Origin of the sequence: Xanthomonas arboricola pv. juglandis (assembly GCF_001013475.1) — a bacterium.
Classification (GTDB): domain Bacteria; phylum Pseudomonadota; class Gammaproteobacteria; order Xanthomonadales; family Xanthomonadaceae; genus Xanthomonas; species Xanthomonas arboricola.
In genome coordinates, this window is record NZ_JZEF01000001.1 from 360,873 (window position 1) to 387,093 (window position 26,221).

At 66.4% G+C, this 26,221-nt stretch carries 20 protein-coding genes; 13 read left to right on the forward strand and 7 right to left on the reverse strand.

Annotated elements, in window-relative coordinates; all coding sequences use genetic code 11:
* Nucleotide 1: 1 nt before the first annotated feature.
* Nucleotides 2-526: a Csu type fimbrial protein gene (locus XARJCFBP2528_RS01485; RefSeq protein ID WP_039530071.1), complete on the reverse strand. Its 525-nt coding sequence runs from the start codon at nucleotides 524-526 to the stop codon at nucleotides 2-4.
* 318 nt (nucleotides 527-844) lie between these two features.
* On the opposite strand from XARJCFBP2528_RS01485, the gene map reads away from it, so the two are divergent.
* From map to asnB, 8 genes are all read left to right on the forward strand, one after another.
* Complete coding sequence (gene map / locus XARJCFBP2528_RS01490; protein ID WP_039520326.1) at nucleotides 845-1,621, forward strand: type I methionyl aminopeptidase; 777 nt, start codon at nucleotides 845-847, stop codon at nucleotides 1,619-1,621.
* Nucleotides 1,618-4,227, forward strand: a complete 2,610-nt coding sequence (locus XARJCFBP2528_RS01495) for a [protein-PII] uridylyltransferase (RefSeq protein ID WP_047124212.1) — start codon at nucleotides 1,618-1,620, stop codon at nucleotides 4,225-4,227. Before map ends, XARJCFBP2528_RS01495 begins: the two co-directional genes overlap by 4 nt.
* A 21-nt stretch (nucleotides 4,228-4,248) precedes the next feature.
* Nucleotides 4,249-5,412 carry a 2,3,4,5-tetrahydropyridine-2,6-dicarboxylate N-succinyltransferase gene (dapD, locus tag XARJCFBP2528_RS01500; RefSeq protein WP_047124213.1) on the forward strand — a complete coding sequence of 388 codons (1,164 nt, stop codon included), beginning with the start codon at nucleotides 4,249-4,251 and terminating at the stop codon, nucleotides 5,410-5,412.
* Nucleotides 5,409-5,882, forward strand: a complete 474-nt coding sequence (locus XARJCFBP2528_RS01505) for a hypothetical protein (protein ID WP_047124214.1) — start codon at nucleotides 5,409-5,411, stop codon at nucleotides 5,880-5,882. Before dapD ends, XARJCFBP2528_RS01505 begins: the two co-directional genes overlap by 4 nt.
* Nucleotides 5,879-6,235, forward strand: coding sequence for an arsenate reductase (locus XARJCFBP2528_RS01510; RefSeq protein ID WP_047124215.1), 357 nt, complete (start codon nucleotides 5,879-5,881; stop codon nucleotides 6,233-6,235). The genes XARJCFBP2528_RS01505 and XARJCFBP2528_RS01510 overlap by 4 nt, the downstream gene beginning before the upstream one ends.
* Before the next feature lie 114 nt (nucleotides 6,236-6,349).
* Nucleotides 6,350-7,483 carry a succinyl-diaminopimelate desuccinylase gene (dapE, locus tag XARJCFBP2528_RS01515; protein ID WP_047124216.1) on the forward strand — a complete coding sequence of 378 codons (1,134 nt, stop codon included), beginning with the start codon at nucleotides 6,350-6,352 and terminating at the stop codon, nucleotides 7,481-7,483.
* A complete protein-coding gene (locus tag XARJCFBP2528_RS23110; protein ID WP_155410682.1) occupies nucleotides 7,483-7,644 on the forward strand; it encodes a hypothetical protein in 162 nt (53 codons plus the stop codon). Before dapE ends, XARJCFBP2528_RS23110 begins: the two co-directional genes overlap by 1 nt.
* A 133-nt stretch (nucleotides 7,645-7,777) precedes the next feature.
* Nucleotides 7,778-9,472, forward strand: a complete 1,695-nt coding sequence (asnB, locus tag XARJCFBP2528_RS01520; protein ID WP_047124217.1) for an asparagine synthase B — start codon at nucleotides 7,778-7,780, stop codon at nucleotides 9,470-9,472.
* Between the two features lie 68 nt (nucleotides 9,473-9,540).
* On the opposite strand, the gene hpaM is transcribed toward asnB, so the two are convergent.
* From hpaM to XARJCFBP2528_RS01535, 3 genes are all read right to left on the reverse strand, one after another.
* Nucleotides 9,541-10,590, reverse strand: coding sequence for a type III secretion-associated outer membrane-bound protein HpaM (gene hpaM / locus XARJCFBP2528_RS01525; protein ID WP_039511620.1), 1,050 nt, complete (start codon nucleotides 10,588-10,590; stop codon nucleotides 9,541-9,543).
* 241 nt (nucleotides 10,591-10,831) lie between these two features.
* Nucleotides 10,832-12,976 carry a TonB-dependent siderophore receptor gene (locus tag XARJCFBP2528_RS01530; protein ID WP_016904057.1) on the reverse strand — a complete coding sequence of 715 codons (2,145 nt, stop codon included), beginning with the start codon at nucleotides 12,974-12,976 and terminating at the stop codon, nucleotides 10,832-10,834.
* A gap of 620 nt (nucleotides 12,977-13,596) precedes the next feature.
* Entirely contained in the window at nucleotides 13,597-15,999 is a 2,403-nt protein-coding gene (locus tag XARJCFBP2528_RS01535) for a penicillin acylase family protein (protein WP_026064708.1), read from the reverse strand.
* 146 nt (nucleotides 16,000-16,145) lie between these two features.
* On the opposite strand from XARJCFBP2528_RS01535, the gene bfr reads away from it, so the two are divergent.
* A complete protein-coding gene (gene bfr, locus XARJCFBP2528_RS01540; RefSeq protein ID WP_039511630.1) occupies nucleotides 16,146-16,631 on the forward strand; it encodes a bacterioferritin in 486 nt (161 codons plus the stop codon).
* Between the two features lie 278 nt (nucleotides 16,632-16,909).
* On the opposite strand, the gene XARJCFBP2528_RS01545 is transcribed toward bfr, so the two are convergent.
* The 3 genes from XARJCFBP2528_RS01545 to XARJCFBP2528_RS01555 form a co-directional block, all read right to left on the reverse strand.
* Nucleotides 16,910-17,566: a thiopurine S-methyltransferase gene (locus XARJCFBP2528_RS01545; RefSeq protein WP_016904054.1), complete on the reverse strand. Its 657-nt coding sequence runs from the start codon at nucleotides 17,564-17,566 to the stop codon at nucleotides 16,910-16,912.
* Nucleotides 17,567-18,100: 534 nt separating this feature from the next.
* On the reverse strand, nucleotides 18,101-20,344 hold the full coding sequence (parC, locus tag XARJCFBP2528_RS01550) for a DNA topoisomerase IV subunit A (RefSeq protein WP_043105340.1): 2,244 nt from the start codon (nucleotides 20,342-20,344) through the stop codon (nucleotides 18,101-18,103).
* Nucleotides 20,345-20,404: 60 nt separating this feature from the next.
* Nucleotides 20,405-21,256: an AraC family transcriptional regulator gene (locus tag XARJCFBP2528_RS01555; protein ID WP_047124219.1), complete on the reverse strand. Its 852-nt coding sequence runs from the start codon at nucleotides 21,254-21,256 to the stop codon at nucleotides 20,405-20,407.
* Nucleotides 21,257-21,379: 123 nt separating this feature from the next.
* Here XARJCFBP2528_RS01555 and XARJCFBP2528_RS01560 point away from each other — a divergent pair, with 123 nt between their 5' ends.
* The 4 genes from XARJCFBP2528_RS01560 to XARJCFBP2528_RS01575 are packed head-to-tail and all read left to right on the forward strand — an operon-like array spanning nucleotide 21,380 to nucleotide 26,122.
* Complete coding sequence (locus tag XARJCFBP2528_RS01560) at nucleotides 21,380-21,820, forward strand: MarR family winged helix-turn-helix transcriptional regulator (protein WP_016904051.1); 441 nt, start codon at nucleotides 21,380-21,382, stop codon at nucleotides 21,818-21,820.
* Nucleotides 21,821-21,843: 23 nt separating this feature from the next.
* The gene (locus tag XARJCFBP2528_RS01565) at nucleotides 21,844-23,331 is read left to right on the forward strand and encodes an AdeC/AdeK/OprM family multidrug efflux complex outer membrane factor (protein ID WP_269194740.1); all 1,488 of its coding nucleotides are present in this window, start codon (nucleotides 21,844-21,846) and stop codon (nucleotides 23,329-23,331) included.
* 10 nt (nucleotides 23,332-23,341) lie between these two features.
* Nucleotides 23,342-24,535, forward strand: coding sequence for an HlyD/EmrA/EmrK family protein (locus tag XARJCFBP2528_RS01570; protein ID WP_047124221.1), 1,194 nt, complete (start codon nucleotides 23,342-23,344; stop codon nucleotides 24,533-24,535).
* A gap of 6 nt (nucleotides 24,536-24,541) precedes the next feature.
* The gene (locus XARJCFBP2528_RS01575; RefSeq protein WP_026064831.1) at nucleotides 24,542-26,122 is read left to right on the forward strand and encodes a DHA2 family efflux MFS transporter permease subunit; all 1,581 of its coding nucleotides are present in this window, start codon (nucleotides 24,542-24,544) and stop codon (nucleotides 26,120-26,122) included.
* The last annotated feature ends 99 nt before the right edge of the window (nucleotides 26,123-26,221 follow it).

Sequence of the window (26,221 nt, forward strand, 5' to 3'; positions counted from 1 at the left end):
CTCAGTAGACGATCGTGGCGGTGATGGTGTCTTGGTAGGTACCGGTCGCGGGATTGTTGGCCGACGGGTTGGTCACGCGGCCGTAGACCGGATAGACCTGGTTGATGCCGGTGGCGGTGCGGCTCAGCGTATTGGTGCCGGTGGTGCTGCCCCATACCGTGCTGCGGCCCAGATCCTGGTACAGCTGGTAGGCGATGAAGTTGTTGGTGGTGACCAGCGCATCGGTGTTCTTCATGCGGCGGGTGGTGACGTCGTTGGCGGTGCCGGCATTGCTGCCCGCGCTCAACGCGATGTTGTACGGGGTCAGCGCGGTGCACTGCGCGGTCACGCTGCCGTTGGCGTCGGCGTTGGCGGTGGAGGTGGACAACACCGAACCGAAGTCGACGTCCGTCGCGGAGGCGGCGGTGATGGTGCAGGCCTTGGTGACGGCGATCTTGACGTTGAATGTGGTGGTATCTGCTGCAGTGGCAACGCCAATGGTCGAGAGCAGGCCGAGGGACAGCAGGACAGGGCGGACAGTACGCATGGACATTTCCTTGACCGGTCTGGTCATTGGTGACGCGACGACTCGTCGCCCTGCCTCCAATGCATCAGCTGTGCCAAAGATTACCCTGAATGATTTGGCTATCTCGCTGTTTATCCTCAGAGTTTTCGCGAAATTGCGATGTCTTTCGGATGACCCCGTTCACGGACTTTTTGACGCGTGCGGTAGTACGTCACACATGAATACGCGGCGCCGCCAGTTTCCTGCTGCCCCGTTCGTTTTGACGACTGATTGCCTCCAACGGAAAAAACGCCCGCGCAGGCCGTTCAGATTCAGCCCGAATCGGCGATAATCGCTGTCATGAGCGTCAATCTGAAAACCAAAGAAGAAATCGAACTGATGCGCGTCGCCGGCCGTCTGGCTGCCGAGGTGCTCGATGTCGTGGCGCCGTATGTGCAGGCGGGCGTCACCACGGCCGAGCTGGACCGCATCTGCCACGACCACATCGTCAACGTGCAGGGCACCATTCCTGCCAACGTCGGCTACCGCGGCTTTCCCAAGAGCGTGTGCACCTCGGTCAACAACGTGATCTGTCACGGCATCCCGAGCGCGGCCAAGGTTCTGAAGGACGGCGACATCGTCAATATCGATGTCACCGTCATCAAGGACGGCTGGCATGGCGATACCAGCCGCATGTATTACGTCGGCACGCCGTCGGTGATGGCCAAGCGACTGGTGGAAACCACCTACGAGGCGATGTGGCGCGGCATCCGTGCGGTCAAGCCGGGTGCAACGCTGGGCGATGTCGGCCATGCGATCCAGAAGTTCGCCGAAGCCGAGCGTTTCAGCGTGGTGCGCGATTACTGCGGCCATGGCATCGGCAAGGTCTACCACGACGAGCCGCAGGTGATGCATTACGGCCGCCCCGGCGAAGGCCTGGTGCTCAAGCCCGGCATGACCTTCACCATCGAACCGATGATCAACGAAGGCACCTACCACCATAAGACCCTGCCGGACGGCTGGACCGTGGTGACCAAGGACCGCAAGTTGTCCGCGCAGTGGGAACACATGGTCGCGGTGACCGAAGACGGCGTGGATGTGCTGACGCTGTCGCCGAACGCTCCCGCTCCGGTATGACGGCCACGCCGGCGGACCGACCCGACCCGGGTGTCGCCGGCGATGCCGAGTGGGCCGCGCAAGCGCGCCCGCTGCTGGTGCATGCCGACATGCGGCTGTGCAAGCGCTTCGACCAGGGCGAGCCGATCGAACGCCTGGTGGCCTTGCGCGCCCGCGCGGTCGATCAATTGATGCGCAATGCGTGGACGCGCTGCATCCCGGCCGATGCCGGGCTGTCGTTGCATGCCGTGGGTGGCTATGGGCGCGGCGAACTGTTCCCGCGCTCGGACGTGGATGTGCTGGTACTGGGCGAGACCGGCGTGCAGCAACAGCACGAGCAGGCCCTGGCGCGGCTGTTCGCCTTGCTGTGGGATGTGGGCCTGCCGATCAGCCACGCGGTGCGCTCGCCGGCGCAGTGCACCGCCGCGGCCGCCGATCAGACGGTGCTGACCGCCTTGATCGAATCGCGCCCGCTGGTGGCCGGAAGTCAGGCGCGTGCCGCGCTGGCGGCAGCGATTTCGCCGCAACAGGTGTGGCCGGCGCGCGAGTTCTTCCAGGCCAAGCGCGAAGAGCTGCTGGCGCGGCACCAGCGCTTTGGCGATACCGCCGACAATCTGGAGCCGGACATCAAGGACGGCCCCGGCGGTCTGCGCGATCTGCAGACGCTGGGCTGGATGGCGCTGCGCGCGTTCGGGGTCAAGGATCTGGAGGCGCTGGTCGGGCTCGGCCATGTCGGTTTCGACGAGGCCGTAGCGCTGCGGCGCGAACGCGAGGAACTGGCGCGCTTGCGCTTCGGCTTGCACCTGGTCGCCAAACGGCCGGAAGAGCGGCTGGGGTTCGATTACCAGAAGACGCTTGCCGAGCGGCTGGGCTTTGCCGACGACCCGGAAAGCCTGGGCGTGGAAAAGATGATGCAGCGCTTCTACCGCAGCGCTGCGTTGATCCGCCGTATCAGCGACCGCTTGCTGCAACGCTTCGAAGAACAGTTCGACGGCGAGGCGGTGCCGGAGCCGCTCGGCGAGGGCTTCAGTCTGCGCCGCGGCTATCTGGCCGCAGATGCAGAGGACTGGCCGGCCGGCGATGTGCTGCAGGTCTTTGCGCTGTTTGCGCAGTGGGCGGCGCACCGCGAGGTACGCGGGCTGCATTCGCTGACCGCGCGCGCGCTGGCCGAGGTGCTGCGCGATTTGCCGGCCTACGACGTCGCCGATGCGACCGCGCGCGACCGCTTCATGGCGCTGCTGCGCGGCCCGCGGGCGGTGGAGTCGCTCAACCGCATGGCGCGCCTGGGCGTGCTCGGTCAATGGATTCCGGCATTCGCCAGCGTGTCCGGGCGCATGCAGTTCGACCTGTTCCATGTCTACACGGTGGACCAGCACACCTTGATGGTGCTGCGGAACATCTCGCTGTTTGCCGCCGGCCGCGCCGACGAGCGTTTTTCGATCACCCACGAAGTCTGGCCGCGCCTGCGCAAGCCGGAATTGCTGCTGCTGGCCGGCCTGTTTCACGACATCGCCAAGGGCCGCGGCGGCGATCACTCCGAGCTGGGCGCGGTGGATGCGCGCGCGTTCTGCCAGGCGCATCGGCTCAGCGAAGGCGATACCGCGCTGGTGGCCTGGCTGGTCGAGCAGCATCTGCGCATGTCGGTCACTGCGCAGAAGCAGGACATCTCCGACCCGGAGGTGATCCACCGTTTCGCCACCCTGGTCGGCACGCGCGAGCGCCTGGATTACCTGTACCTGCTGACCTGCGCCGATATTGCCGGCACCAGTCCCAAGCTGTGGAACGCGTGGAAGGACCGGCTGCTGGCCGACCTGTACTTCGCCGCGCGGCGCGCGCTGCGCGAGGGTCTGGAACATCCGCCGCCGCGCGAAGAGCGCCTGCGCGAAGCGCGCGAGTCCGCCCGCGCGCTGATGCAGGCGCAAGGCCACGACGATGCCACCATCGACCGCCAGTTCGCCGGCATGCCGGATGAAAACTTCCTGCGCTTCCGTCCCGAGCAACTGGCCTGGCAGGCGGTGTCGCTGATCGAAGTGCAGATCGGCCAGACCATGGTCAAGGCGCGGCGCGCGGTGCCGGACAACGACGCGCTGGAAGTGTTCGTGTATTCGCCCGATCGCGATGGGTTGTTCTCCGCGATCGTCGCCACGCTGGATCGCAAGGGGTATGGCATCCATCGTGCCCGCGTGCTGGATGCGCCGCACGATGCGATCTTCGACGTGTTCGAGGTGCTGCCGCAGGACAGTTCCGCCGATGGCGACCCGCAGCGCCTGGCCGCAGCCTTGCGCCAGGTGCTGGCCGGCGACCTGCACAAGGTGCGGCCCTCGCGGCGTGCGGTGCCGCGCCAGCTGCGCCACTTCCGCTTTGCGCCGCGCGTGGAATTCAGCGAGAGCGCCGGTGGCCGCCGCACCCGCATCAGTCTGGTTGCGCCCGATCGCCCCGGCTTGCTGGCCGATGTGGCCAATGTGCTGCGCCTGCAACACCTGCGTGTGCACGATGCGCGCATCGCCACCTTCGGCGAGCGCGCCGAAGACCAGTTCCAGATCACCGACGAGCACGACCGCCCGTTGCCCGAATCCGCCCGGCAGGCGCTGCGCGACGCGCTGTGCGCCTGCCTCGATCCCACCTAGTAGTCCGTTCGGAGACCCCCCATGGCCACCAGCAAGAAGACCGCGCGCAAGCAGGGCGCGACCCCCACCGGCGCAGCGCCCAAGCGCGCGCCAAGCAAGAGCGGCAAGGCGCCCCAGGCACCGACCGTCGACAGGCGCAAGGCCACGGCTGCTGCCAAGCCGGTGGCCGCCAGCAAGAGCGTTACCAAGCAGGTGACCAGGAAAAGCGCGACCAAGCCGGCGACCAGTGCGGCCCCGCGCGTGGCCAGGCAGCCGACCAGCGTGGTGTCCGCGCCGGCCGCCAAGAAGGCTGCAGCCGCGAAGAAACTGCCGATCGCCGAAAAGGCCGTCCGCGGCGCTGCAACGCCGGTGGGTACTGACGAACTCAAGTTCGGCATCGAAAGCGCATTCGAGCGCCGCGCCAGCCTGACCGTCGACGAGATCGACGGCTCCACCCGCGCCATCGTCACCCGTGTCATCGACGGCCTGGAGACTGGCGAGTTCCGCGTCGCCGAGCCGGACGGGCAGGGCGGCTGGACCGTCAACGAGTGGTTGAAGAAGGCCGTGCTGCTGTATTTCCGCGTCAATGAGATGGCCGTGATCGACGCGCAGCCGGCACCGTTCTGGGACAAGGTGGAGTCGCGGTTTGCCGGCTTCGGCGAGGCCGAGTTCCGCAAGGCCGGCGTGCGTGTGGTGCCGGGCGCCGTTGCACGGCGCGGCAGCTACTTCGGCAAGGACGTGGTGCTGATGCCGAGCTTCACCAATATTGGCGCGTACGTGGGCGAAGGCACCATGGTCGATACCTGGGCCACGGTGGGGTCGTGTGCGCAGATCGGCGCGCATTGCCATCTGTCCGGCGGCGCCGGCATCGGCGGCGTGCTCGAACCGTTGCAGGCCAGCCCGACCATCATCGAGGATCATTGCTTCATCGGTGCGCGGTCGGAAGTGGTCGAAGGCGTGGTCATCGGTCACCACAGCGTGATCGGCATGGGCGTGTTCATCAGCCAGAGCACACGCATCTACAACCGCGCCACCGGCGAGATTTCCTACGGTTACGTGCCGCCTTACAGCGTGGTGGTGTCCGGCCAGCTGCCGTCGAAAGATGGCTCGCACTCGCTGTATTGCGCGGTGATCGTCAAGCAGGTGGATGCCAAGACGCGCAGCAAGACCAGCGTCAACGAATTGCTGCGCGGCCTGGCCGATTGAGTACCGCGCAGCCTGCGCGCGGCACCATGCTGTCGCGGCCGCTCAGTGGCTGGGTCCGTTGGGGCATCCCGGCCATGTGGTTGGGATGGGTAGCGCTCTACGTGGCCGGCTCGCTGCTGCGCGATGGCGTGCCGCAGCAGCTGGACGTCCTGCGCTGGCTGGCGCCTGCACTGGTGGTGCTGATGACCCTGCGTCTGGCATGGGCATCCGCCCGCTGGGCACAGGTCCGCGATGCGGGCGATGCGCTGGAGATCGTGCAGCAAGGACGATCGCAGCGTGTGGACCTGGCCGAGTTGCGCTCGGTCGATGCGGCATCGCTGATCCCGCCGCGGCGGATGGCGCTGAAATTCCACGGCACACGCGCCGATGTGGTGTTCCTGCCCGCACACGGGCAGGAACACGATCAACTGGTAACCACCCTGTTGGCGCGTGCAAGCGCGCGCCGCGGAGTCGAAAAGGCGACGACATGACCACGCTCTATGGATTGAAGAACTGCGACACCTGCAAGAAGGCGACCAAGTGGCTGGACCGCTTCGGCGTGGCCTACAGCTTCGTCGATTACCGCGAGCACACGCCCGCGCCGGAGACGTTGGTGGATTGGGCCGGCCAGGCCGGCGGATTCGAGGCCTTGATCAACAAGTCCTCGACTACCTGGCGCCAGCTGCCCGACAACAAGAAGACGCCGGGTTCGGACGCCGAATGGAAGCTGCTGCTGCGCGAATACCCGCAATTGATCCGCCGCCCGGTGGTGGTGAGCGACGATGGCGCGCTCAGCCAGGGCTTCTCCGACAACGGGTTCAAGGCGCGCTTCAACATCGCCTGATGGCGCCACCGCGTCATCGGTCCGTACAGGCCTGTGCGGGGCGGGCGCGGGGACGGCAGGCGACCTGCTGATGCCCGCGGCCCAGCTGCAGCATCTTTTATCGGAAGGACGAGCATGACCAGCGACGTACTGCAACTGACCTGCGAGCTGATCGCACGTGCCTCGGTGACACCGGACGACGCCGGCTGCCAGGTGCTGCTTGCGCAACGCCTGGAGGCTGCCGGATTCACTTGCGAGCATCTGCGCCTGGGCCAGGTCGACAATCTGTGGGCCACGCATGGCAGCGGTGCGCCGGTGCTGGTGCTGCTTGGCCACACCGATGTGGTGCCGCCGGGGCCGCGCGAGGCCTGGACCAGCGATCCGTTCGATCCGCAGATCCGCGATGGTGTGCTGTACGGGCGCGGGACGGCCGACATGAAGGGCAGCGTGGCCGCCTTCGCGATCGCTGCCGAACAGTTCGTCGCCGCCCACCCGCAGCATGCCGGCACGCTGGCGGTGTTGCTGACCTCCGATGAAGAAGGCGATGCCATCGACGGCGTGCGGCGCGTGGCCGAGCTGTTGCGTGCGCGCGGGCAGGCGATCGACTGGTGCATCACCGGCGAGCCGTCGTCCACCGAACGGCTGGGCGACCTGCTGCGCGTGGGCCGCCGCGGCAGCCTGTCCGGCACGTTGGTCGTCAAGGGCGTGCAGGGGCACGTGGCGTATCCGCACAAGGCGCGCAATCCGATCCATCTGGCCGCGCCGGCACTGGCCGAGCTGGTGGCGCGGCAGTGGGACGGGGGCTTCGAGAGTTTTCCGCCGACCAGCCTGCAGGTGTCGAACATCCATGCCGGCACCGGCGCCAATAATGTAATTCCGGGCGAGCTGCAGGTGGCCTTCAATCTGCGCTACACCCCGCTGTGGGATGCGCCGCGGCTGGAAGCGGAAATCACCGCATTGCTGGATCGCCACGGGCTGGACTATGCGTTGCGCTGGCATCGCAGCGGCGAGCCGTTCTACACCCCGGAAGGCCGCCTGCGCAGCGTCGCACGCGAGGTGCTGGGCCAGTTCGCCGGCGCACCGCCGGAAGAAAGTACCGGCGGCGGCACCTCCGATGCGCGCTTCATCGCGCCGCTGGGCGCGCAATGCATCGAGGTCGGCCCGGTCAACGCCAGCATCCATCAGGTCGACGAGCATGTGCGCGTGGCCGATCTGGAAGCGCTGCCGGCGTTGTACCGCACGCTGATCGAGCGCCTGCTGGTGGATTGATGGATCAGCTGCCGCCGTCGTTGCCGCTGAAACAGTTGCGCCATCGAAAACGAACGGTTAGCGTCGGTCACATGGTCTTCCTGCTCGCCAACCTCAATAACGCCAACCGCAACACTCTGCGCGCGAACAATCGTGCGCGGCCGATGCGGGTCTGCGACTAGGCGAAGTAAAACCAAACGCCCAGGAATCAGAGAACCCGCATCGGCCGATGCGGGTTTTTTTATGGGTGTCATTCTCGTGCAGCACGCTCTTTCATCGGCCGCCAACCCCCGCAGTTTCATCAGGAGTGTTTCCATGTGTTCCATCTTCGGTATTTTCGGCCTGCAACCCGGTGACGATCTGCAGGCATTGCGCCGGCAGGCGCTGGAATGTTCGCAGCGACTGCGTCACCGTGGCCCGGACTGGAGCGGCGTGTATGTCGACGCCGGCGCGATCCTGGTGCACGAGCGCCTGGCCATCGTCGACCCGGCTGGCGGCTCGCAGCCCTTGTTGTCCGAAGATGGCGCGCTTGCGCTCGCGGTGAATGGCGAGATCTACAACCATCGCGAGCTCAAGCAGGAGCTGGTGCAGCCATACGCCTTCCAGACCGGCTCCGATTGCGAGGTGATCAACGCGCTACACCGCGAGGATGCGCCGGCCTCCTACCTCAACCGCCTCAACGGCATCTTTGCGTTCGCGCTATGGGACAAGGCGGCCGGGCAGGTGCTCATCGCGCGCGACCCGATCGGCGTGGTGCCGCTGTACTGGGGCCACGACCGCGAAGGCCGGCTGCGGGTTGCCTCGGAACTGAAGTCGCTGGTGGACGATTGCGCCGATGCGGCGCAGTTCCCGCCCGGCCATTGGTACGACAGCGCCACCGGCGCACTGAGTCGCTATTACAAGCGCTCCTGGCGCGAATACGCCGAGGTGGAAGGCGTGCAGGTGCAGCTGCAGGAATTGCGCGAGGCCTTCGAGCGTGCGGTGCATCGCCAGTTGATGACCGATGTGCCGTACGGCGTGCTGCTGTCCGGCGGGCTGGATTCGTCGCTGGTCGCCGCCGTTGCCGCGCGCTACGCACGTCATCGCATCGAGGAGAACGACACCACCGAAGCCTGGTGGCCACGCCTGCATTCGTTCGCGATCGGCTTGAAAGGCTCGCCGGACCTGGCCGCGGCCGAAGTCGCCGCCGCTGCGCTGGGTACCGTGCATCACGGCTTCGAGTACAGCTTCGAGGAGGGCCTGGATGCGCTGCCCGAGGTCATCCGCCACATCGAGACCTATGACGTCACCACCATTCGCGCCTCCACGCCGATGTTCCTGCTGGCGCGACGCATCAAGGCGATGGGCGTGAAGATGGTGCTGTCGGGCGAAGGCAGCGACGAAATCTTCGGCGGCTACCTGTATTTCCACAAGGCACCCAACGCACGCGAATTCCACGAGGAACTGGTACGCAAACTGGATGCGCTCAACAACTACGATTGCCTGCGCGCCAACAAGTCGATGATGGCCTGGGGCGTGGAGCCGCGCGTGCCGTTCCTGGATCGCGAGTTCCTGGACGTGGCCATGCGCATGGACGCCAGTTTCAAGATGATCGACAAGACCAGCAGCGGCGCTGCGCGGATGGAAAAGGGCGTGTTGCGCGAAGCGTTTGCCGGCTATCTGCCCGAGTCGATCCTGTGGCGGCAGAAAGAGCAGTTCAGCGATGGCGTGGGCTATGGCTGGATCGATGGACTCAAGGCGCACGCCGCCGCGCATGTCAGCGACCGCGAACTGGCTGCCGCCTCCAAGCGCTTTCCGGTCAATCCGCCGCAGACCAAGGAAGCCTATTTCTACCGCACGCTGTTCGAGCAGTTTTTCCCCAGCCAGGCGGCTGCGGAGACGGTGCCGGGCGGCAAGTCGATCGCGTGTTCGTCGCCGACCGCGATCGCCTGGGATGCCAGCTTCGCCGCAATGGCCGACCCGTCCGGCCGTGCGATTGCCGGCGTGCACGCACAGGCCTTGGCGTCGTAACGCTGCTGCATCGGAGTTGAAACTCCAGCGGCCGGCATGCGCTCACGCGCTGCCGGCCGCGGCTGCGATCACTCGTGACGCACGCAGTATCCGTAGCGCTGCGGCTCGATATCCACACCGGCCACGTCGGCCTGGTTGTTGCGCCACAGGTTCGGCTTGAAGTCGGCCGCCGTGCAGTTGGCAGCGCGGTCCACACCGATGGTGTAGGTGAACGGCGTATTGGAGAAGCGGTTGTTCTCGAACACGTTGTCCTGGCTCATGCTGTTGTCCCAGCACAGGATTTCCGGCGTGCGATAGCGGATGGCGCAGGCCAGGAACACGCCGGCGACCTTGTTGCCGTCGAACTGATTGTTGCTGAAGCGGTTGCGGCGCGCGTCGGACAGATAGATGCCCTGGCTGCCGTTGCGCTCGAAGCGGTTGTTGCGGATCTCGCTGTCTTCCAGATGCTCGGTGGTCAGGCCTGCAGCCACGTTGTCGTGGATGTAGTTGTTGACCATGGTGACCTTGGCGGTGCGGTTGAACGACACGCCATCCCAGATCGCGCCGGACACATCGTTGTTTTCGATGGTGATCTCGCGGGTGTCGTACTCGCTCAGCAGGCAGGCGCTGCGGCACTTGTTGACCTGCAGCCCGGCCAGCCGGATGCCCTGGCCGGAACGCACCACCACCGCGCTATTGCTCAGGTACGGACGCTCGGGCATGAACTCCTTGTCGCCGGTGCTCGCGACGATCTGCATGTCTTCGATGCTGACATTGCGGATCACGCCGGTCGGCTGCTGGTTTTCGTAGTCGCCGACCACCAGCGCCGGTTGCTGCACGCCATCGGCCATGCGCAGTACCGTGGTCGGGCCCTTGCCGCGCAAGACGAGATTGCCGCGGTGGATCGAGACCAGGCCGTTGAGCGGAAATTCGCCTTTTTCCAGGCACAACACCGCAGGCGCATCGCCTTGCGGGAGCTTGTCGATGGCTTTCTGCAAATCCTGCCCGGGGCGCACCTTGGCGGTACAGGCGGCGACCGGCGCATCCGGTGGGCCGGATTTGGCGGGCGGCGCTGCCGAGCAGGCAGTGGCAACGAGCAGGGGCAACAGGGCGGAAACGGAGCGGGCAAGCTGAGGCATGCGGATTCCGGTCAGTGGGGGGAGGAGGGCGATCATGCGCAAACACGTTGCAGATCGCGACAGCCTCTAGTGTGTCCCACCGGACGTTAAAGTCTGGCTGATTCCGGCCTGCCTGATTCGGCGCAGGTTCATTGCACGGCCGTGGTCGAGGCCGCAACTGTGCATGCAGCGGCCGCTGTGGCCGACGAACGTCACAGTTGCAGCATCGCTCAAGGCCTGGGCAGGCGCCCGTTCGCCACACTTAAAAACTGTAGGCCAGCTGCGCGTAGATACGGCGCGGTTCGCCAGGAAAGTGCCCGGTGCGTTCGGTGAACCCGCTGGCGGCGTAGACCTTGTCGAACAGGTTCTTGACGTTGACCTGCAGTTTCCATGCATCCCACTGCGTTTGCCAGCTGATGTCGAAGATGGCGTACGGCTTGACGCGCTGGCCTTCCAGGCTGACCCGTTCGTCCACGTAGTCGGCACCGAAGGCAATCGCCGAGTTCCAGGCCGGCAGGTCGTAGCGCGTCCACAGACCGAAGGTGTTGCGCGGTGCATTGGCAAAGCGGTCGCCTGACGCATTGGTGATGCCGTTGGTGCCCGCATCGAGCACGCGTGCATCGTTGTAGGCGTACGTCAGGTTGAGCACCCAGCGTTCGGTGAGGTCGGCCAGCAGATCCACTTCCAGGCCTTCGCTGCGTACCAGGCCGAGCGCGGAGAGCTGATTGACGCCATCGACGATACTGCCGTTGGCCTGCACGATATTGCTGCGTTCGATGCGATACAGCGCGGTGTCGAGCGTCAGCCCGCCATCGTTGAGCGCGGTCTTCAGGCCCATTTCCCACTGCGTGCTGCGTTCGGGATCGAACGGCCCGCCGACGCTGCTGTCCTGATTGGCCGCATCCTGCGGCAGGAAGCCGCTGGCATAACTCGCGTACACGTTGATGCCATCGCGCAGCACGAAGGTGCTGCCCACACGCCAGCTGAGATCGTTGCCGGTGACGCGCGAGCCGTCCAGACGATTGTCGTCCTTGAAGCCGTCCCAACGCAGTCCGGCCATCGCAAACCAGCGCGGCGTCAGCGTGAGTTCGTCCTGCAGATACGCGCCATAGCGCTGGCTGCGGGTGCTGGTGGCGCGCCAGGGCAGGCTGTCCAGGCCGTAGTCGTAAAAGCCGCTGCGGCCGTATACCGGGTTGAACAGGTCGATGCCCGGCACCGGCCCACGCACGCGGCCGGTGTCTGCGGTGTTGGCGGTCTGCGCGCGGAAATCCGCATCCAGCCGATAGTAGTCCGCGCCCATCAGCAGCTTGTGCTCGATCGCGCCGATGCGGGTGCGAAACACCGCATTGACGTTGCTGGAAATCGCATCGTTGTCGCGGAACTGGTTGCGCAGCTGCCGCGTCATCCATTCGGCGGTGCCGTCGCCATCGCGGTCGATCAGGCCCATCGGCTCGTGATAGATCTGATGCTCGTCGTTCTTGAACCAGCGCATCGCCATGTCCACATCCCATGCATCCGATGGCGCAAAGCGGTACTGCGCGAACGCCACCTTGGCGCGCATGTCGAGGAAATCGGTGGGTTCGTTGTGGTTCCAGCGACGGTCGGTGAGGAAGTTGCCGTCGTCACCCACCGGCACGCCGCGCAGGCGGTTGCCGCCCAGGTTCTGGGTGATGTCGGTGTACTGCAGCGTGAGCTCGCCGGTCTGGCCGATGTCGAACGCCACCGACGCATCGCCGATCTGGCTCTGGCTATCGGTATTGCGGCGAAAACCATCCTCGCCATCGGCATAGGCGCCAACGCGGTAGCGAATGCGTCCGTCATCGCGTGCCGGCCCGGTGGCCTCGAACGAGGCCGCCCCGAAGGATTGATTGCCCACCTGCAGCTCCACCCGACGCGCGGCCTGATGGCCGGGCTTGCGGGTGACGTAATTGATGACGCCACCGGGTTCGCCGCCGCCGTACAACGCACCGGCCGGGCCCTTGAGCACTTCCACGCGTTCGATATTGAACAGCTGCGGCACCGAGAAGCCGGCATACGGATCGCCACGCAATCCGTCGTAGAGCACGTTCTCCTGGCGGAATCCGCGCAGGGTGACGCCGGCGTAGCTAAAGAAACTGATGCCGCTGATGCTGCGATACAGATCGGTGATCTGGCGCGCGGCCTGGTCGTCGATCAGTTCGCGTGGCAGCACCTGCACCGACTGCGGCACCAGCGACAACGGCGTATCGGTGCGTGTGGCCACCGCGGCATCGTCGGATTTGTACAGCGTCTGCGCACGGCCGACGACGTCGACGCCATCGAGGTCGGTGACGGCTGCCGAGGTGCTGGTGTGTTGTTGGGCGAAGGCGCGGGGCGAGGGTAACGCCAAGACAGCGGCGAGCGCGGTGACAAGAAGCGTGGGGCGCATTGGTCACTAATAGGAATGGTTATCAAATGCATCTTAGCATGTTGTGCTCGCTTGATTGCGCAGATCGGTGGTTGGGCGTGGTTGCGGATACTTGGATGTGCAGATGTGCGAGGTGTGGGGTGCGATCTGCAGAACGCAGACATAGATAATGAAGAGACTCAGAAGTGCAGAAGTGCAGAAGTGCAGAAGTGCGGAAGTGCGGAAGTGCGGAGCATCCCTTCTCCCGCCGTGAGAAGGTGCCCGCAGGGCGAATGAGGGTACGAGCGAAGCCTCGTGCCGTCTGTCATGCAGGAAGCCGTTCTGTGATGCAGAAAACCGCTCACAGCCAGCGCACGACGAGTCGCATCGGCTGTCATCGGTCGCATGGCAGGCGCTCGCACCCTCACCCCAACCCCTCTCCCGGCGGGAGAGGGGCTTGCTCAACAACGCTGGCCTTTTCTCACCGGTGAGCGGCTTGCACGCTGCCCTTTTCCCACCGCAGAGGGGCTTGCTCAGGTATCTGGCACTCGCTGTTGCCAGCGGAGGCGTGACTAGGACGGCTCAATGACATTTCTTGCGTTCGTCCAGACCCGTATCGACTGTCGAAACCTGTGTCGACAGACGAGACAGCAAGAACACGCCTATTTCGGCTGCAATTGCAGCGTGTAGCGGGTTGCGGTCGGCAGGAACGGGGTCGGCCGGCCGTGTACCCAATCGTCGTGGCCTGCGCCCCAGAACGGCGACAACGGGTGTCCGCTCTGGCCGCCCGGCATGTGCACGATGCCGTCCTGTTCGTGGCCGGGCGACACCACCATGCGTTCGGAGGCACCGAAGGCCGGGCCTTGCACGCGCGGCATGTCGCGATCGCCTGGCAGTTGGTCGGGCGGCATGCACAGCCAGCGCTTTGCAAGCGCAGGCAATGCCCGCGCGATCGGGTGGCAGATGGCGGCGGTGTTGCGTTCGCCCCAGGTACGTTCGCTCAAGGCGCCGTCCTGCGCAGCGAGATCCGTCTGCGCATTGCGTGCAGCCTCGGCAAGCAGCTGATCCCAGCTCGCATAGGCGGGCGGCAGCAGATGCGCCGGGCGCTGCTGCAGCAACGGCCAGACGATGCCTTCCAGCTGGGCGCGACGCGGCGGCAGGAAGTCCTTGCCAAGCGCGGCTTTTGCCGGCGCCAGCAGGCCGGCTTCCACTGCGTCGATGGTCATGCCGCGAAAGCCGCGCACGATGCGATAGCTGGCCGAGCGGGTGGATGCGTGCCCGTCCCACTGCCGGGTGGCGGCTTCGATCTGCTGCAAGGCCGGGTCCTTGCTGTGCTCGACCACGCTGCGCAACAACTGCCACCACCGCGTGAGCAGCACGGCGCGATCGTCGAGCTGGATGGCGAGCAGGTCCAGCTCGTTGAAGCGCTGCCTGGCGAACAAGTCGTCGCGGATCTGCTGCGCACGCGCACCCAGGTCGTAGCCGGCATTGCCGAGCGTGGCCAACTGCTGCGCATCGACGACGCGGCTGTTGGCGGTCCAGAGCCGGTGCGACGGAGGATCGATCAGGGCGGGAGCAGCGTCGCTGCGCACCGGCCAGGGCAGGCAGCCGCCCGGCGCTGGCGCCGCCGTTGCCGTAGGCGAAGGCGATGCCGCGTCCGCACCCTGCGCCGAGCTTGCCAGTTCGGCGATGCCGCCCGGGCCACAGCCGGCATTGCGTACCGGGCGCGCACCGATCAACCGCCAGGCGATGCGCCCGCTGCGATCGGCCAGCAACAGGTTCTGTGCCGGAATGCCCGAGCGATCGGCCACTGCAAAGGCGGCCTGCACATCGGCCGCCGTACTCATCTGCGCAAAGTCCAGCCGGCTCGCGCCGGGCAGCTGCGCGGCCCAGCGCAGCGCGAGCAGGCTGCCATCGGGGTTGTCGTGCAGGATCGGTCCCCAGGCGCTCTCGCGCACCGCAAAACGCACCGGCGCGGCGCCGGCCACGCGAATGGTTTCGACATGGGTGGTGAGCGTTTGCGGATGACCCGGCGTAGACGGCGCAATCCGCGCAAAGTCGGCGGTGTCGATGTAGCTGTTGGTAAAGGCCCAGGCCACATGCCCGTTGCTGCCGACCACCACCGCCGGCAAGCCGGGCAGGGTGAAACCGGTGACATCCACCTTGCCGTCGGGCGCGCTGGTGTCCGGGTAACGCAGGCGTGCGCGGAACCAGATATTGGGCGCGCGCAGGCCCAGGTGCATGTCGTCGGCGACGATGGCGCGGCCGTCGCTGGTGAGGCTGCCGTCCACGGCGAAGTTGTTGCTGCCCGGCGTCGGCGGCTCGGCGCCGGTGGGGGCGGCTGGATGCGGCAGGCGGCGCAGATCCAGCGTTGCGGCGTCGGGCAGCACGGCATCGCCGTGCGCGGGCCCGAACAGCGGCGCATCCCAGCTGGAGCCTTGATGGTCCAGCAATGCCGCCAGCGCCGCCGGCACCACCGCACGGATGCGGGCGGCAGCCAGTTCGGTCTGGTTGTCGTTGTCCTGCAGGTCGGCATACATCGCCATGCCGGTGAGGATGGAGTCGTCCAGCGTCCACGCGCGCGGTGTCTGCCGCAGCAACAGGTACGGCCACGGGCGCACGTGCAGCGCGGCCAGCCCGGCATTGACGCCCTCGGTATAGGCCTGCAGCGCGGCGCGCTGGCTGCCGGCGGCGACATCCAGGCTGGCATGCACGCGGGCGCGTAGCCGGTGCACGCGATTGCGTTTGTCCGGGTCCAGCGCCGCGGCGCCGAACAGCTCGGACAACTCGCCGGCCGGCGCGCGGCGCATCAGGTCCATCTCGAAGTAGCGCTCCTGCGCGTGCACATAGCCGAGTGCGCGCATGGCATCGACCTGGCTGGCCGCATCGATGGTGACCACGCCACGCCGGTCGCGTTGCACGCTGACCGGTGCCGCCAGGCCCTGCAGTGCGCTGTTGCCATCCAGCTGCGGCAGGCTGCCACGCATCAGCAGATACGCGGCCAACAGGGCCGCCACGATCAACACCACGATTGCCAGCAGCAGCCGGCCCAGCCATTTGCGCATTGTCGAGTCCTTGAGTTCGGTCACAGTGTGGCGGCCGGTCATGACCGTGGCGGGTCTGGCCGCAAGCGCAACTGAAAGTGATTCCGATTAGATCATTGCGCCGCGGCTTAGGGCACCATTCGCGCATTGCGTCGCTGGAGCACATCATGAAAGGCCATCCCGAAGTCGTCGACTACCTCAAACAGCTGCTGCGCGGCGAACTGGCCGCACGCGACCAGTATTTCCTGCACTCGCGCCGTTACGAGGACCAGGGCCTGATGGCGCTGTACGAGCGCATCAACCACGAAATGGAAGAGGAAACCGAGCACGCCGATGCGCTGCTGCGGCGCATCCTGTTCCTGGAAGGCGACCCGGACATGCGGCCGGCCGAGTTTGCGCCAGGCAAGACCGTGGTGGAGATGCTCGAGCGCGACCTGGTCGTGGAATACGAAGTGCGCGCCAATCTCGCCGCTGGCATGAAGCTGTGCGAAGAGCACGGCGATTACGTCAGCCGCGACATCCTGCTCAAGCAGCTGCAGGACACCGAAGAAGACCACGCCTGGTGGCTGGAGCAGCAGCTCGGCCTGATCAAGCGGATCGGCCTGGAGCTGTACCAGACCTCAAAGATCGACAAGGGCCACGTCGCCGGCTGAGCCTGGTGACTGGGCGCTGCGCAGCCGCTGAGCGTGCGTAGCGCAGGGTTGCAATCGGCAGGTGCCGCGCAGGGCATCGCCTTGCTCCGTGGTCTGCGTCAACTGCCGGCGGCCTGCGGCGGTGTTGCTCGGCGCCTTGCGCTGTTCTGCGAACCATCATTGCGTGGCGCAACGCCGCGCGGTGCTGATCGGCGCGCGCTGCGCTGCCTGTGCAACGTCTGCGTCGCCCGACTGGAGCGTCGGCAGCGCTCGCCGATGACAAAGTTCGCCCGCGACCGTCAGTTGCGTTGCAGGCGATAGACGCCGGTCGACAGGGCAGTGACGCCGTCGGCGCGGAAGCGCGGCTCCTGATCGAGGATGCCGCGGCGTTCCAGTTGCTGCACCTGCCATTGCGTGTCGAACAGTGCGTGCACCGCGTCAGCGTCCACCGAAAACGGCGGCCCGGCCTTTTCGGCCTGCGGGTATTCCAGGGTGATCAACAGCCCGCGGCATTCCGCAGGCAGGCGAGCGTACGTGGTGTGCAGATACTGTTGGCGCAAGCCGGCCGGCAGGGCGATCAATGCGGCACGGTCGTAGACGGCGCTGCAATCGGCCAGCACGCTTGGCTCCAGTGCAAACGCGTCGCCGCAGATGATTTCGATCGGGCCGGCGATAAAGTGCTCGCCCGCGCGGCTGCTGTGGTGCTGCGGTTGCAGGCCGGCATCAGCGAAGAATTGCGTCACCGCCAGCGGCGATATCTCCACGCCCAGCACGCGATGGCCTTGCGCGGCCAACCAGTGCAGGTCCAGCGTCTTGCCGCATAACGGCACCAGCACGCGGGTAGCCTTCGGCAACTGCAACGCCGGCCAGTGCTTTTGCAGCAACGGCATCACCTGGTCCTGATGGAAGCCGGTCTGACCGTTCTGCCAACGCTGCAGCCAGAAATCTGTGTCCATGATGTTGTCTTGTTGTCTTGTTGTCTTGTTGTCTTGTTGTCTTGTTGGTTTGCGTTGACGAGTGCCGTGATGCAAGGAATGGCACTGACAATGCGGATCGAAAGGAAGCGATCACACCGCACCGCCGCGCGACATGCACTGCGCACACCCACGCACGCCAAGCTCACAACCAACCACGCACACCGACCATCTCGACCGGTCCTTGCCCGCTCATCGTCGCGGGACCTTACGCAGCATGGATGCTGCGTAAGAGCCTACACGGACGTACTTGCGGCGTGTCCTGCGATGGTGGGCGGGCAAGGGCCCTGCAGCAAGGCCGCAGATCTCTCGTTCTACAGCCGACGCATCCGCACCGTTCGATTACCTCTCAAGGCGATGCAGAGCTTGAGCCTCAGCGTAGCCTCGCCGTTGCAAGCCAAACTGGCCGAGCGCGCGATGCCCTAAAGTCGTCAGCGTCCAGCTGGCGTTAGTGGTTTGGGTCGCTCAAAACCGCACGGCCAACGCGCCATCGCGCGGCGCGTCAGCGAATCACCGTTACTGCACTTCCAGCCCGTCCACCTTTTGCCACCCTCGCGGCAGCAATGCACCGCGACTCGCGCGCGCGCCCACATAGCTATCCAGATCCTTGAACGACAGGCTCATGGTGCGTGCGCCGCTGCGCACCAGCAGCGTATTGCCCGGTGCCACCGCCACCACTGCGACCACGCGCTCGGTGCCGAGCTTGGCCTTGGGGATGTCGATGATCTTGTTGCCTTTGCCCTTGTCCAACTCGGGCACATCGCTGGCGGTCACCGCCAGCAGATTGCCGGCACTGGTGACGGCGACGATGCGGTCGCTCTGCGGATTGGTCACCTGCGCAGGCGTCAGCACATGCGCGCCGGTGGTCAGGTTGAGCATCGCCTTGCCGGCCTTGTTGCGGCCGGTGAGGTTTTCGAAGCGGGTGACGAAGCCGTAGCCGTGTGAGGACGCCAGCACGAAGCGGGTGGCGTTGTCGGCGCTGGCCATGACCTGGAACGCCGCGCCCGAGGCCGGCGAGAAACGGCCGGTCAACGGTTCGCCATTGCCGCGTGCCGAGGGCAGGGTGTGCACCGCGGTCGAATAGGCACGGCCTTCCGAATCCAGGAACGCCACCTGATGCGTGCTGCGGCTGCGCACCGCCGCCAGCAGGCTGTCGCCTTCGCGGTAGGACATGCCGGCCGGGTCGACCTCGTGGCCCTTGGCCGCGCGTACCCAGCCCTTTTCCGACAGCACCACGGTCATCGGTTCGCTGGCGACCATCTCGGTTTCGTCGATCGCCTGCGCCGCGCCACGCTGCACCAGCGGCGAGCGACGTGCGTCGCCGAACTTCTTGGCGTCGGCGGTCAGCTCGTCCTTGATCAGCTTCTTCAGCTTGGTCTTGCTTTCCAGGATCGCCATCAACTGCGCGCGTTCCTTGGCCAGTGCTTCCTGCTCGCCGCGGATCTTCATTTCTTCCAGGCGCGCCAGCTGGCGCAGCTTGGTTTCCAGGATGTATTCGGCCTGTTCCTCGCTGAGTGCGAAGCGCGCGATCAGCACCGGCTTGGGTTCGTCCTCGCTGCGAACGATGCGAATCACTTCGTCCAGGTTGAGGAAGGCGATCAACAACCCTTCCAACAGGTGCAGGCGGCGCTCGACCTTCTGCAGGCGATGGTTGAGGCGGCGGGTGACGGTGTCGCTGCGGAAGCTCAGCCACTCGCTCAGCAAATGCCTGAGGTTCTTGACCTGCGGGCGGCCATCCAGGCCGATCACGTTGAGATTGACGCGGTAGCTGCGCTCAAGGTCGGTGGTGACGAACAGGTGCCCCATCAGCTGCTCGGCATCGACACGGTTGGAGCGCGGCACCAGCACCACCCGCACCGGGCTGGTGTGGTCGGACTCGTCGCGGATGTCTTCCAGCCACGGCAACTTCTTGGCGCGCATCTGCTGGGCGATCTGCTCGATCACCTTGGACGGCGAGACCTGGTACGGCAACGCATCGATGACGATGTTGGCGTGTTCTTTCTTGTAGGTGGCGCGTGCGCGCACGCTGCCGTGGCCGGTCTCGTAGATTGCGCGCAGATCGGCCGCCGGGGTGATGATCTCGGCGGTGGTCGGATAGTCCGGGCCAAGCACGTGTTCGCACAGCTCGGCGACCGTGGCATCGGGGTTGTCGAGCAGGCGCAGCAGCGCGCTGACGATCTCGTTGAGGTTGTGCGGCGGCACGTCGGTGGCCATGCCCACCGCGATGCCGGTGGTGCCGTTGAGCAGCAGGTGCGGCAGGCGCGCCGGCAGCCAGGTCGGCTCTTCCAGGGTGCCGTCGAAGTTGGGCGCCCAATCGGTGGTGCCCTGGCCGATTTCGCCCAGCAGTACCTCGGCGATCGGGGTCAGCTTGGATTCGGTGTAGCGCATCGCCGCGAACGACTTGGGGTCGTCGGTGGAGCCGAAGTTGCCCTGGCCCTCGATCAGCGGGTAGCGATACGAGAACGGCTGCGCCATCAGCACCAGTGCTTCGTAGCAGGCGCTGTCGCCGTGCGGGTGGTACTTACCGATCACATCGCCCACGGTGCGCGCGGATTTCTTCGGCTTGGCAGCGGCATTCAGGCCCAGCTCGCTCATCGCGAAGATGATGCGCCGCTGCACCGGCTTCAGGCCGTCACCCAGGAACGGCAGGGCGCGGTCGAGCACCACGTACATCGAATAGTCGAGATAGGCGCGTTCGGCGTACTCGCGCAGCGGCAGCTGCTCGAAGCCGTGGAAGGTGGGGCGGGTCAGATCGGTCATGTAAAGCCAGGTCCTACGAAAGAGGAGCCCGCGCCGTGGCGCGAGCTCGAAGAGCGCCGATTATCCGGATGCGGCGGGGGATGCCAAGCCGCGCGCATGCGTGCCGGCCAGATAACGCGTGGGTGGAGCGCCGAAATGGCGGTGGAACACACTGACGAAGGCGCTGGGGCTGCTGTATCCGAGCTGGTCGGCGACCTGGGCGACCGGGCTGCCCTGGCTGAGCCGCCGCAGCGCCTCTGCCAGCCGGGCCTGTTGCCGCCACTGCGCGAAACTCAGCCCGGTCTCGCTGCGAAAATGCCGGCTCAGGCTGCGCGCCGACAGCCCGCCCCAGTCGGCCCAGGCGTCCAGCGGGCGCGGGTCGGCCGGGGTATCGAGCAACTGCCGGGCGATGCGCAGCAGCCGCCGGTCGGCCGGCATCGGCAGGTGCAGGTGGTCGATCTGCACCTGGTGCAGTTCGTCCAGCAGCACCGCGGCCAGGCGTTGCCGGGCGGGGTCGAGCGGCTGGCCCAGCGGCCAGTCGGCCGCGCGCATGATCACCTCGCGGGCGAGCCCGGTCAGGCGGATCACCCCGCCTTGCGCGGGCAACGCCGCACAGGCGTCCGGCCGGACCACCACGCCCCAGCCGCGCAGCGGCCCGGCCAGTTCCACGGTGTGCTGCTGGCCAGGCGGCATCCAGCCGGCGCAGCCCGGCGGCAGCGACAGGGTTCCCTGTTCGGTGTGCACCGTCAGTACGCCGTGCTCCACATACATCAGCTGCCCGCGGACATGCGCATGCCGAACGGTCTCCGGCGCCCATACCGCGCGCAGATCGGCCAGGAACGCGATCACCTCCGGTCCGTCGGCCCACTCGAAGCTGGCGCGCACGCCGGGTGGCAGGGCATCGACCGTGGTTGGCGGGTTTTCGACAGTCATTGGCGTAATTGTATTACCAGGCCAGGGGCGCAGACGCGTAAGTTGGCGATCCTTGCTGGCGGTTTAATCCCGTTAGAAATATTTGCGTTGACAAATATATTTTTCGGAACAAAATAGCTCGCCATGAATGATCTCTCCACCGCCTCGCCGTCGTTCGGCCTGCTGTTGCGCCAGGTGCGCGACGCGCTGATGCGTCAGCTCGACGCCGAAATGAAGGGCGAGCTGCCCGACTTCGGCTTCAGCCACTACGTCGGCCTGAAGATCCTGGCGGTGCGCTCGCCCTGCACGGCCAACGAGCTGGCGCTGGCGCTGGACCAGACCCCGAGCGCGGTCACCCGCCTGCTCGACAAGCTCGAAGCGCTCGGTGCGGTGCGACGCGAGCCACATGCGCAGGACCGGCGCGCGCTGCAGATCGTCATGACCGAACAGGGCGTGGCGCTGTGGGAGCGCCTGAAGCTGCGCGGCGAGCGCGCCATCGAGCATGGCTTGCGGGATCTGGCTCCGCCCGAGCGCGAACAACTCACCTCTCTTCTCATCCGTGTCCGCGATGCACTCAACTCATGAACGCTGCTAGTTCCCCGATCCAGATACTGCGCCTGCGGTCCACGCAGTTTGCGCGGCCGCTCGTCCTCACTGCGCTGACGCTGGCGCTGGCCGCCTGCGCCAGCAGCCGCGGGCTTGCCCCGCAGGGCACCATGCTGGAACCGGGCGCACTGCATGCCGAGCGCACCCTCGCGCAGGCCAACCTGAGCCCGGCCGCCTGGCCGGCAAGCGATTGGTGGCGCGCCCTGGGCGATGCGCAATTGAACGCGCTGATCGCCGAAGGCCTGCAGCACAGTCCCAGCCTGGCGGCGGCCGATGCGCGCCTGCGTCAGGCGCAGGCACGCATCGGTAGCGCGCAGGCCGATCGCGGCCCCAGCCTGTCGGTGTCCGGCGGCTATGCGGGCGTGCAGTTGCCCGAATCGATGGTGGGCGAGGAGCGCGGCGGCAAGTTCGGCGGCAACGGCCAACTGGTGCTGGACTTCCGCTATGGCGTGGACCTGTGGGGCGGCAAGCGCGCCACCTGGGAAGCGGCGGTGGACCAGGCGCATGCGGCCGAGGTGGACGCACAGGCAGCACGCCTGAACCTGTCGGCGGCGATCGCCGAAGCCTATGCGCAGCTCGACTACGCATGGCGGCTGCACGACGTGGCCAACGATGAGTTGACCCGCGTGCAGAAGACCCTGGAGCTCACTCGGCAACGCCGCGGCGCCGGCATCGACAGCGATCTGCAGGTGCGCCAGGCGCAGGCCCGCGTACCGTCGGCGCAGCAGCAGTTGCAGTCCGCGCAGCAGCAGATCGACGAGGCGTGCAATGCCCTGGCCGCGCTGGCCGGGCAGGGCCCGGATCGCGGGCTGGAGATCGCGCGCCCGACGCTGGGGGCGGCCATCGCCGCGCAGCTGCCGAGCAACCTGCCCGCCGACCTGCTGGGCCGCCGCCCCGATGTGGTCGCCGCGCGCTGGCGCGTGGAGGCCGCCGATCAGGATATCGCCGCCGCCAAGACCCGCTTCTATCCCAGCTTCAACATCACGGCGCTGGGCGGTGTGGTGAATCGCGATGTCGGCCAGTTGCTGGAAAGCGCCTCGGTGTTCGGCGTGGTTGCGCCGGCGCTGAGCCTGCCGATCTTCGATGGCGGCAAGCTGCGCGCCAATCTGGCCGGCAGCGATGCGCAATACGACCTGGCGGTGGCCGATTACAACCAGAAGGTGATCGACGCCCTGCGCGAGGTGGCCGACCAGGTCAACGCCGTGCGTTCGCTGGAGCAGCGTGCGCGTGCGCAGGACGACGCGGTGCAGACCGTGACCGCCGCCTTCGCGCTGGCGCAGCAACGCTACCGCGCCGGCATCGGCAGCTACCTGGAAGTGCTCAGCGTGCAGGAGCAATTGCTGCTCGCACGCCAGCGCATGGCCAGCCTGCAATCGCAACAACTGTTGGCCTCGGTGAGGTTGCAGCGTGCCCTGGGCGGCGGATTCACGCCGGAACCTGCGCGCGATACCACACACGCCGCGACCACTTCCGCACAACCGAATTCCTGAGACAGCGACGATGAGCCAGACGACTCCAACTTCTTCCCAACCTGCGCCGGCCGCGCCCAGCAAGCGCCGTGCGGCGCTGCGCATCGTGGCCATTGTGGTGATCCTGGCGATCATCGGTCTTGTGGTGTGGTACTTCCTGGTCGGCCGCTGGCACGAGGACACCGACGACGCCTACGTGCAGGGCAACCAGGTGCAGATCACCCCGATGGTCGGCGGCACCGTGGTCAGCATTGGCGCCGAAGACGGCATGCGCGTGGAGCGCGGCCAGTTGCTGGTGCAGCTGGACCCGGCCGACACCGCAGTCGCGTTGCAGCAGGCCGAGGCCAATCTGGCCAAGACCGTGCGCCAGGTGCGTGGTCTGTACCGCAGCGTGGAAGGCGCGCAGGCCGAACTGTCATCGCGCGAGGTGAGCCTGCGCAGCGCACGTGCCGACTTCGCACGCCGCAAGGATCTGGCCGCCAGCGGCGCGATCTCCAACGAAGAACTGGCGCATGCCCGCGAGGAACTGGCCGCGGCCGAAGCGGCGGTGAGCGGTTCGCGCGAGAGCTTCGAACGCAACCGCGCGCTGGTGGACGACAGTGCGGTGGCCAACCAGCCGGACGTGCAGACTGCCGCCGCGCAGCTGCGTCAGGCCTATCTCAACCATGCGCGCACCGGTGTCATCGCGCCGGTGTCCGGCTACGTGGCGCGTCGCTCGGCGCAGCTGGGCCAGCGCGTGCAGCCCGGCAGCGTGCTGATGGCAGTGGTGCCGCTGGAGCAGGTGTGGGTGGAAGCCAACTTCAAGGAAACCCAGCTCAAGCACATGCGCCTGGGCCAGGAAGTGGAGCTGCATTCGGATCTGTACGGCGGCGGCGTGGACTACACCGGCCACATCGAAAGCCTGGGCCTGGGCACCGGCAGCGCGTTCTCGTTGTTGCCGGCGCAAAACGCCAGCGGTAACTGGATCAAGATCGTGCAGCGCGTGCCGGTGCGCATCGCGGTCGATGCCAAGCAACTGGCCGGCAATCCGCTGCGCATCGGTTTGTCGATGAAGGTCGACGTCAACCTGCACGACCAGCAGGGCAGCGTGCTGCCGACCAAGTTCGCCAATGGCGCGGTGTTCTCCACCGACGTGTATGCGCAGCAGTTGCAGGCCGCCGACGCGGACATCCAACGCATCATCCAGGACAACCTGCCTGCGCAGGCTGCGTCCAAGGCGGGCTAAGCCAGCATGTCTTCGCAAGCTCCCAACGCGCCAGGCGGTCCCTCGGCACCTGCGCCCGCTGCCGGCTTTCGCCCGGCGAGCGTGGCGCTGTGCACCGTGGGCCTGGCGATGGCCTCGTTCATGCAGGTGCTGGACACCACCATCGCCAACGTCTCGTTGCCGACCATCGCCGGCAATCTCGGCGCCAGCTCGCAGCAGGCCACCTGGGTCATCACCTCGTTCGCGGTCAGCACCGCAATCGCCCTGCCGCTGACCGGCTGGCTGAGCCGCCGCTTCGGCGAGACCAAGTTGTTCGTGTGGTCGACGCTGGCCTTCACCGTGGCCTCGTTACTGTGCGGCCTGGCCCAGAGCATGGGCATGCTGGTGGTGTCGCGCGCGCTGCAGGGGTTTGTTGCCGGGCCGATGTACCCGATCACCCAGAGCCTGCTGGTGTCGATCTACCCGCGCGAAAAACGCGGACAGGCGCTCGCCCTGTTGGCGATGATCACCGTGGTGGCACCGATTGCCGGGCCGATCCTGGGTGGCTGGATCACCGACAACTACAGCTGGGAATGGATCTTCCTGATCAACGTGCCGCTGGGCATCATCGCCAGCAGTATTGTGGGTTCGCAGTTGCGCCATCGCCCCGAGCAGCTGGAAAAGCCGCGCATGGACTACATCGGCCTGATCCTGCTGGTGGTCGGCGTCGGTGCGCTGCAGCTGGTGCTGGACCTGGGCAACGACGAGGACTGGTTCTCTTCCGACAAGATCGTGGTGCTGGCCTGCGTCGCTGCCGTGGCGCTGGTGGTGTTCGTGATCTGGGAACTCACCGACAAGGATCCCATCGTCGATCTCAAGCTGTTCCGGCATCGCAACTTCCGCGCCGGCACGCTGGCGATGGTGGTGGCCTATGCGGCGTTTTTCAGCGTGAGCCTGCTGATCCCGCAATGGCTGCAACGCGACATGGGCTACACCGCGATCTGGGCCGGCCTTGCCACCGCGCCGATCGGCATCCTGCCGGTGCTGATGACGCCATTCGTGGGCAAGTACGCGCTGCGTTTCGACCTGCGCATGCTCGCCACCGTCGCCTTCATCTTCCTGTCGTTCACCAGCTTCCTGCGCTCCAACTTCAACCTGCAGGTGGACTTCAGCCATGTGGCCACCGTACAGCTGGTGATGGGCGTGGGTGTGGCCTTGTTCTTCATGCCGGTGCTGCAAATCCTGCTCTCGGACCTGGACGGGCGCGAGATCGCGGCAGGTTCCGGCCTGGCCACCTTCCTGCGCACCCTGGGCGGCAGCTTTGCCGCATCGCTGACCACCTATCTGTGGGCACGCCGCACCCAGGTGCACCATGCGCACATCACCGAACACATCTCGGTGTACACCCCGGGCATGCAGGAGCAGGTCACCGCGATGGGGCAGGGCGACCTGCAACGCGGCGCGGCCTCGCTCAACAACATGATCAACCACCAGGCCTCGCAGATGGGCTTCAACGACATCTTCTACCTGCTCGGCTGGACCTTCCTGGCGATCATCTTCTTCCTGTGGCTGGCCAAACCACCGTTCGGCGCAGGTGCGGGTGGCGCGGCGGCGGCGGGTGGGCATTGAGCGCGAGTCACAAGGCGCTTGGCCGCTCTAACATCGGCTAAGACAACGACTTCATGCCGGTGTAGTGCAGAGCGGGTGATCTGCGACTTGGCTGCAGGG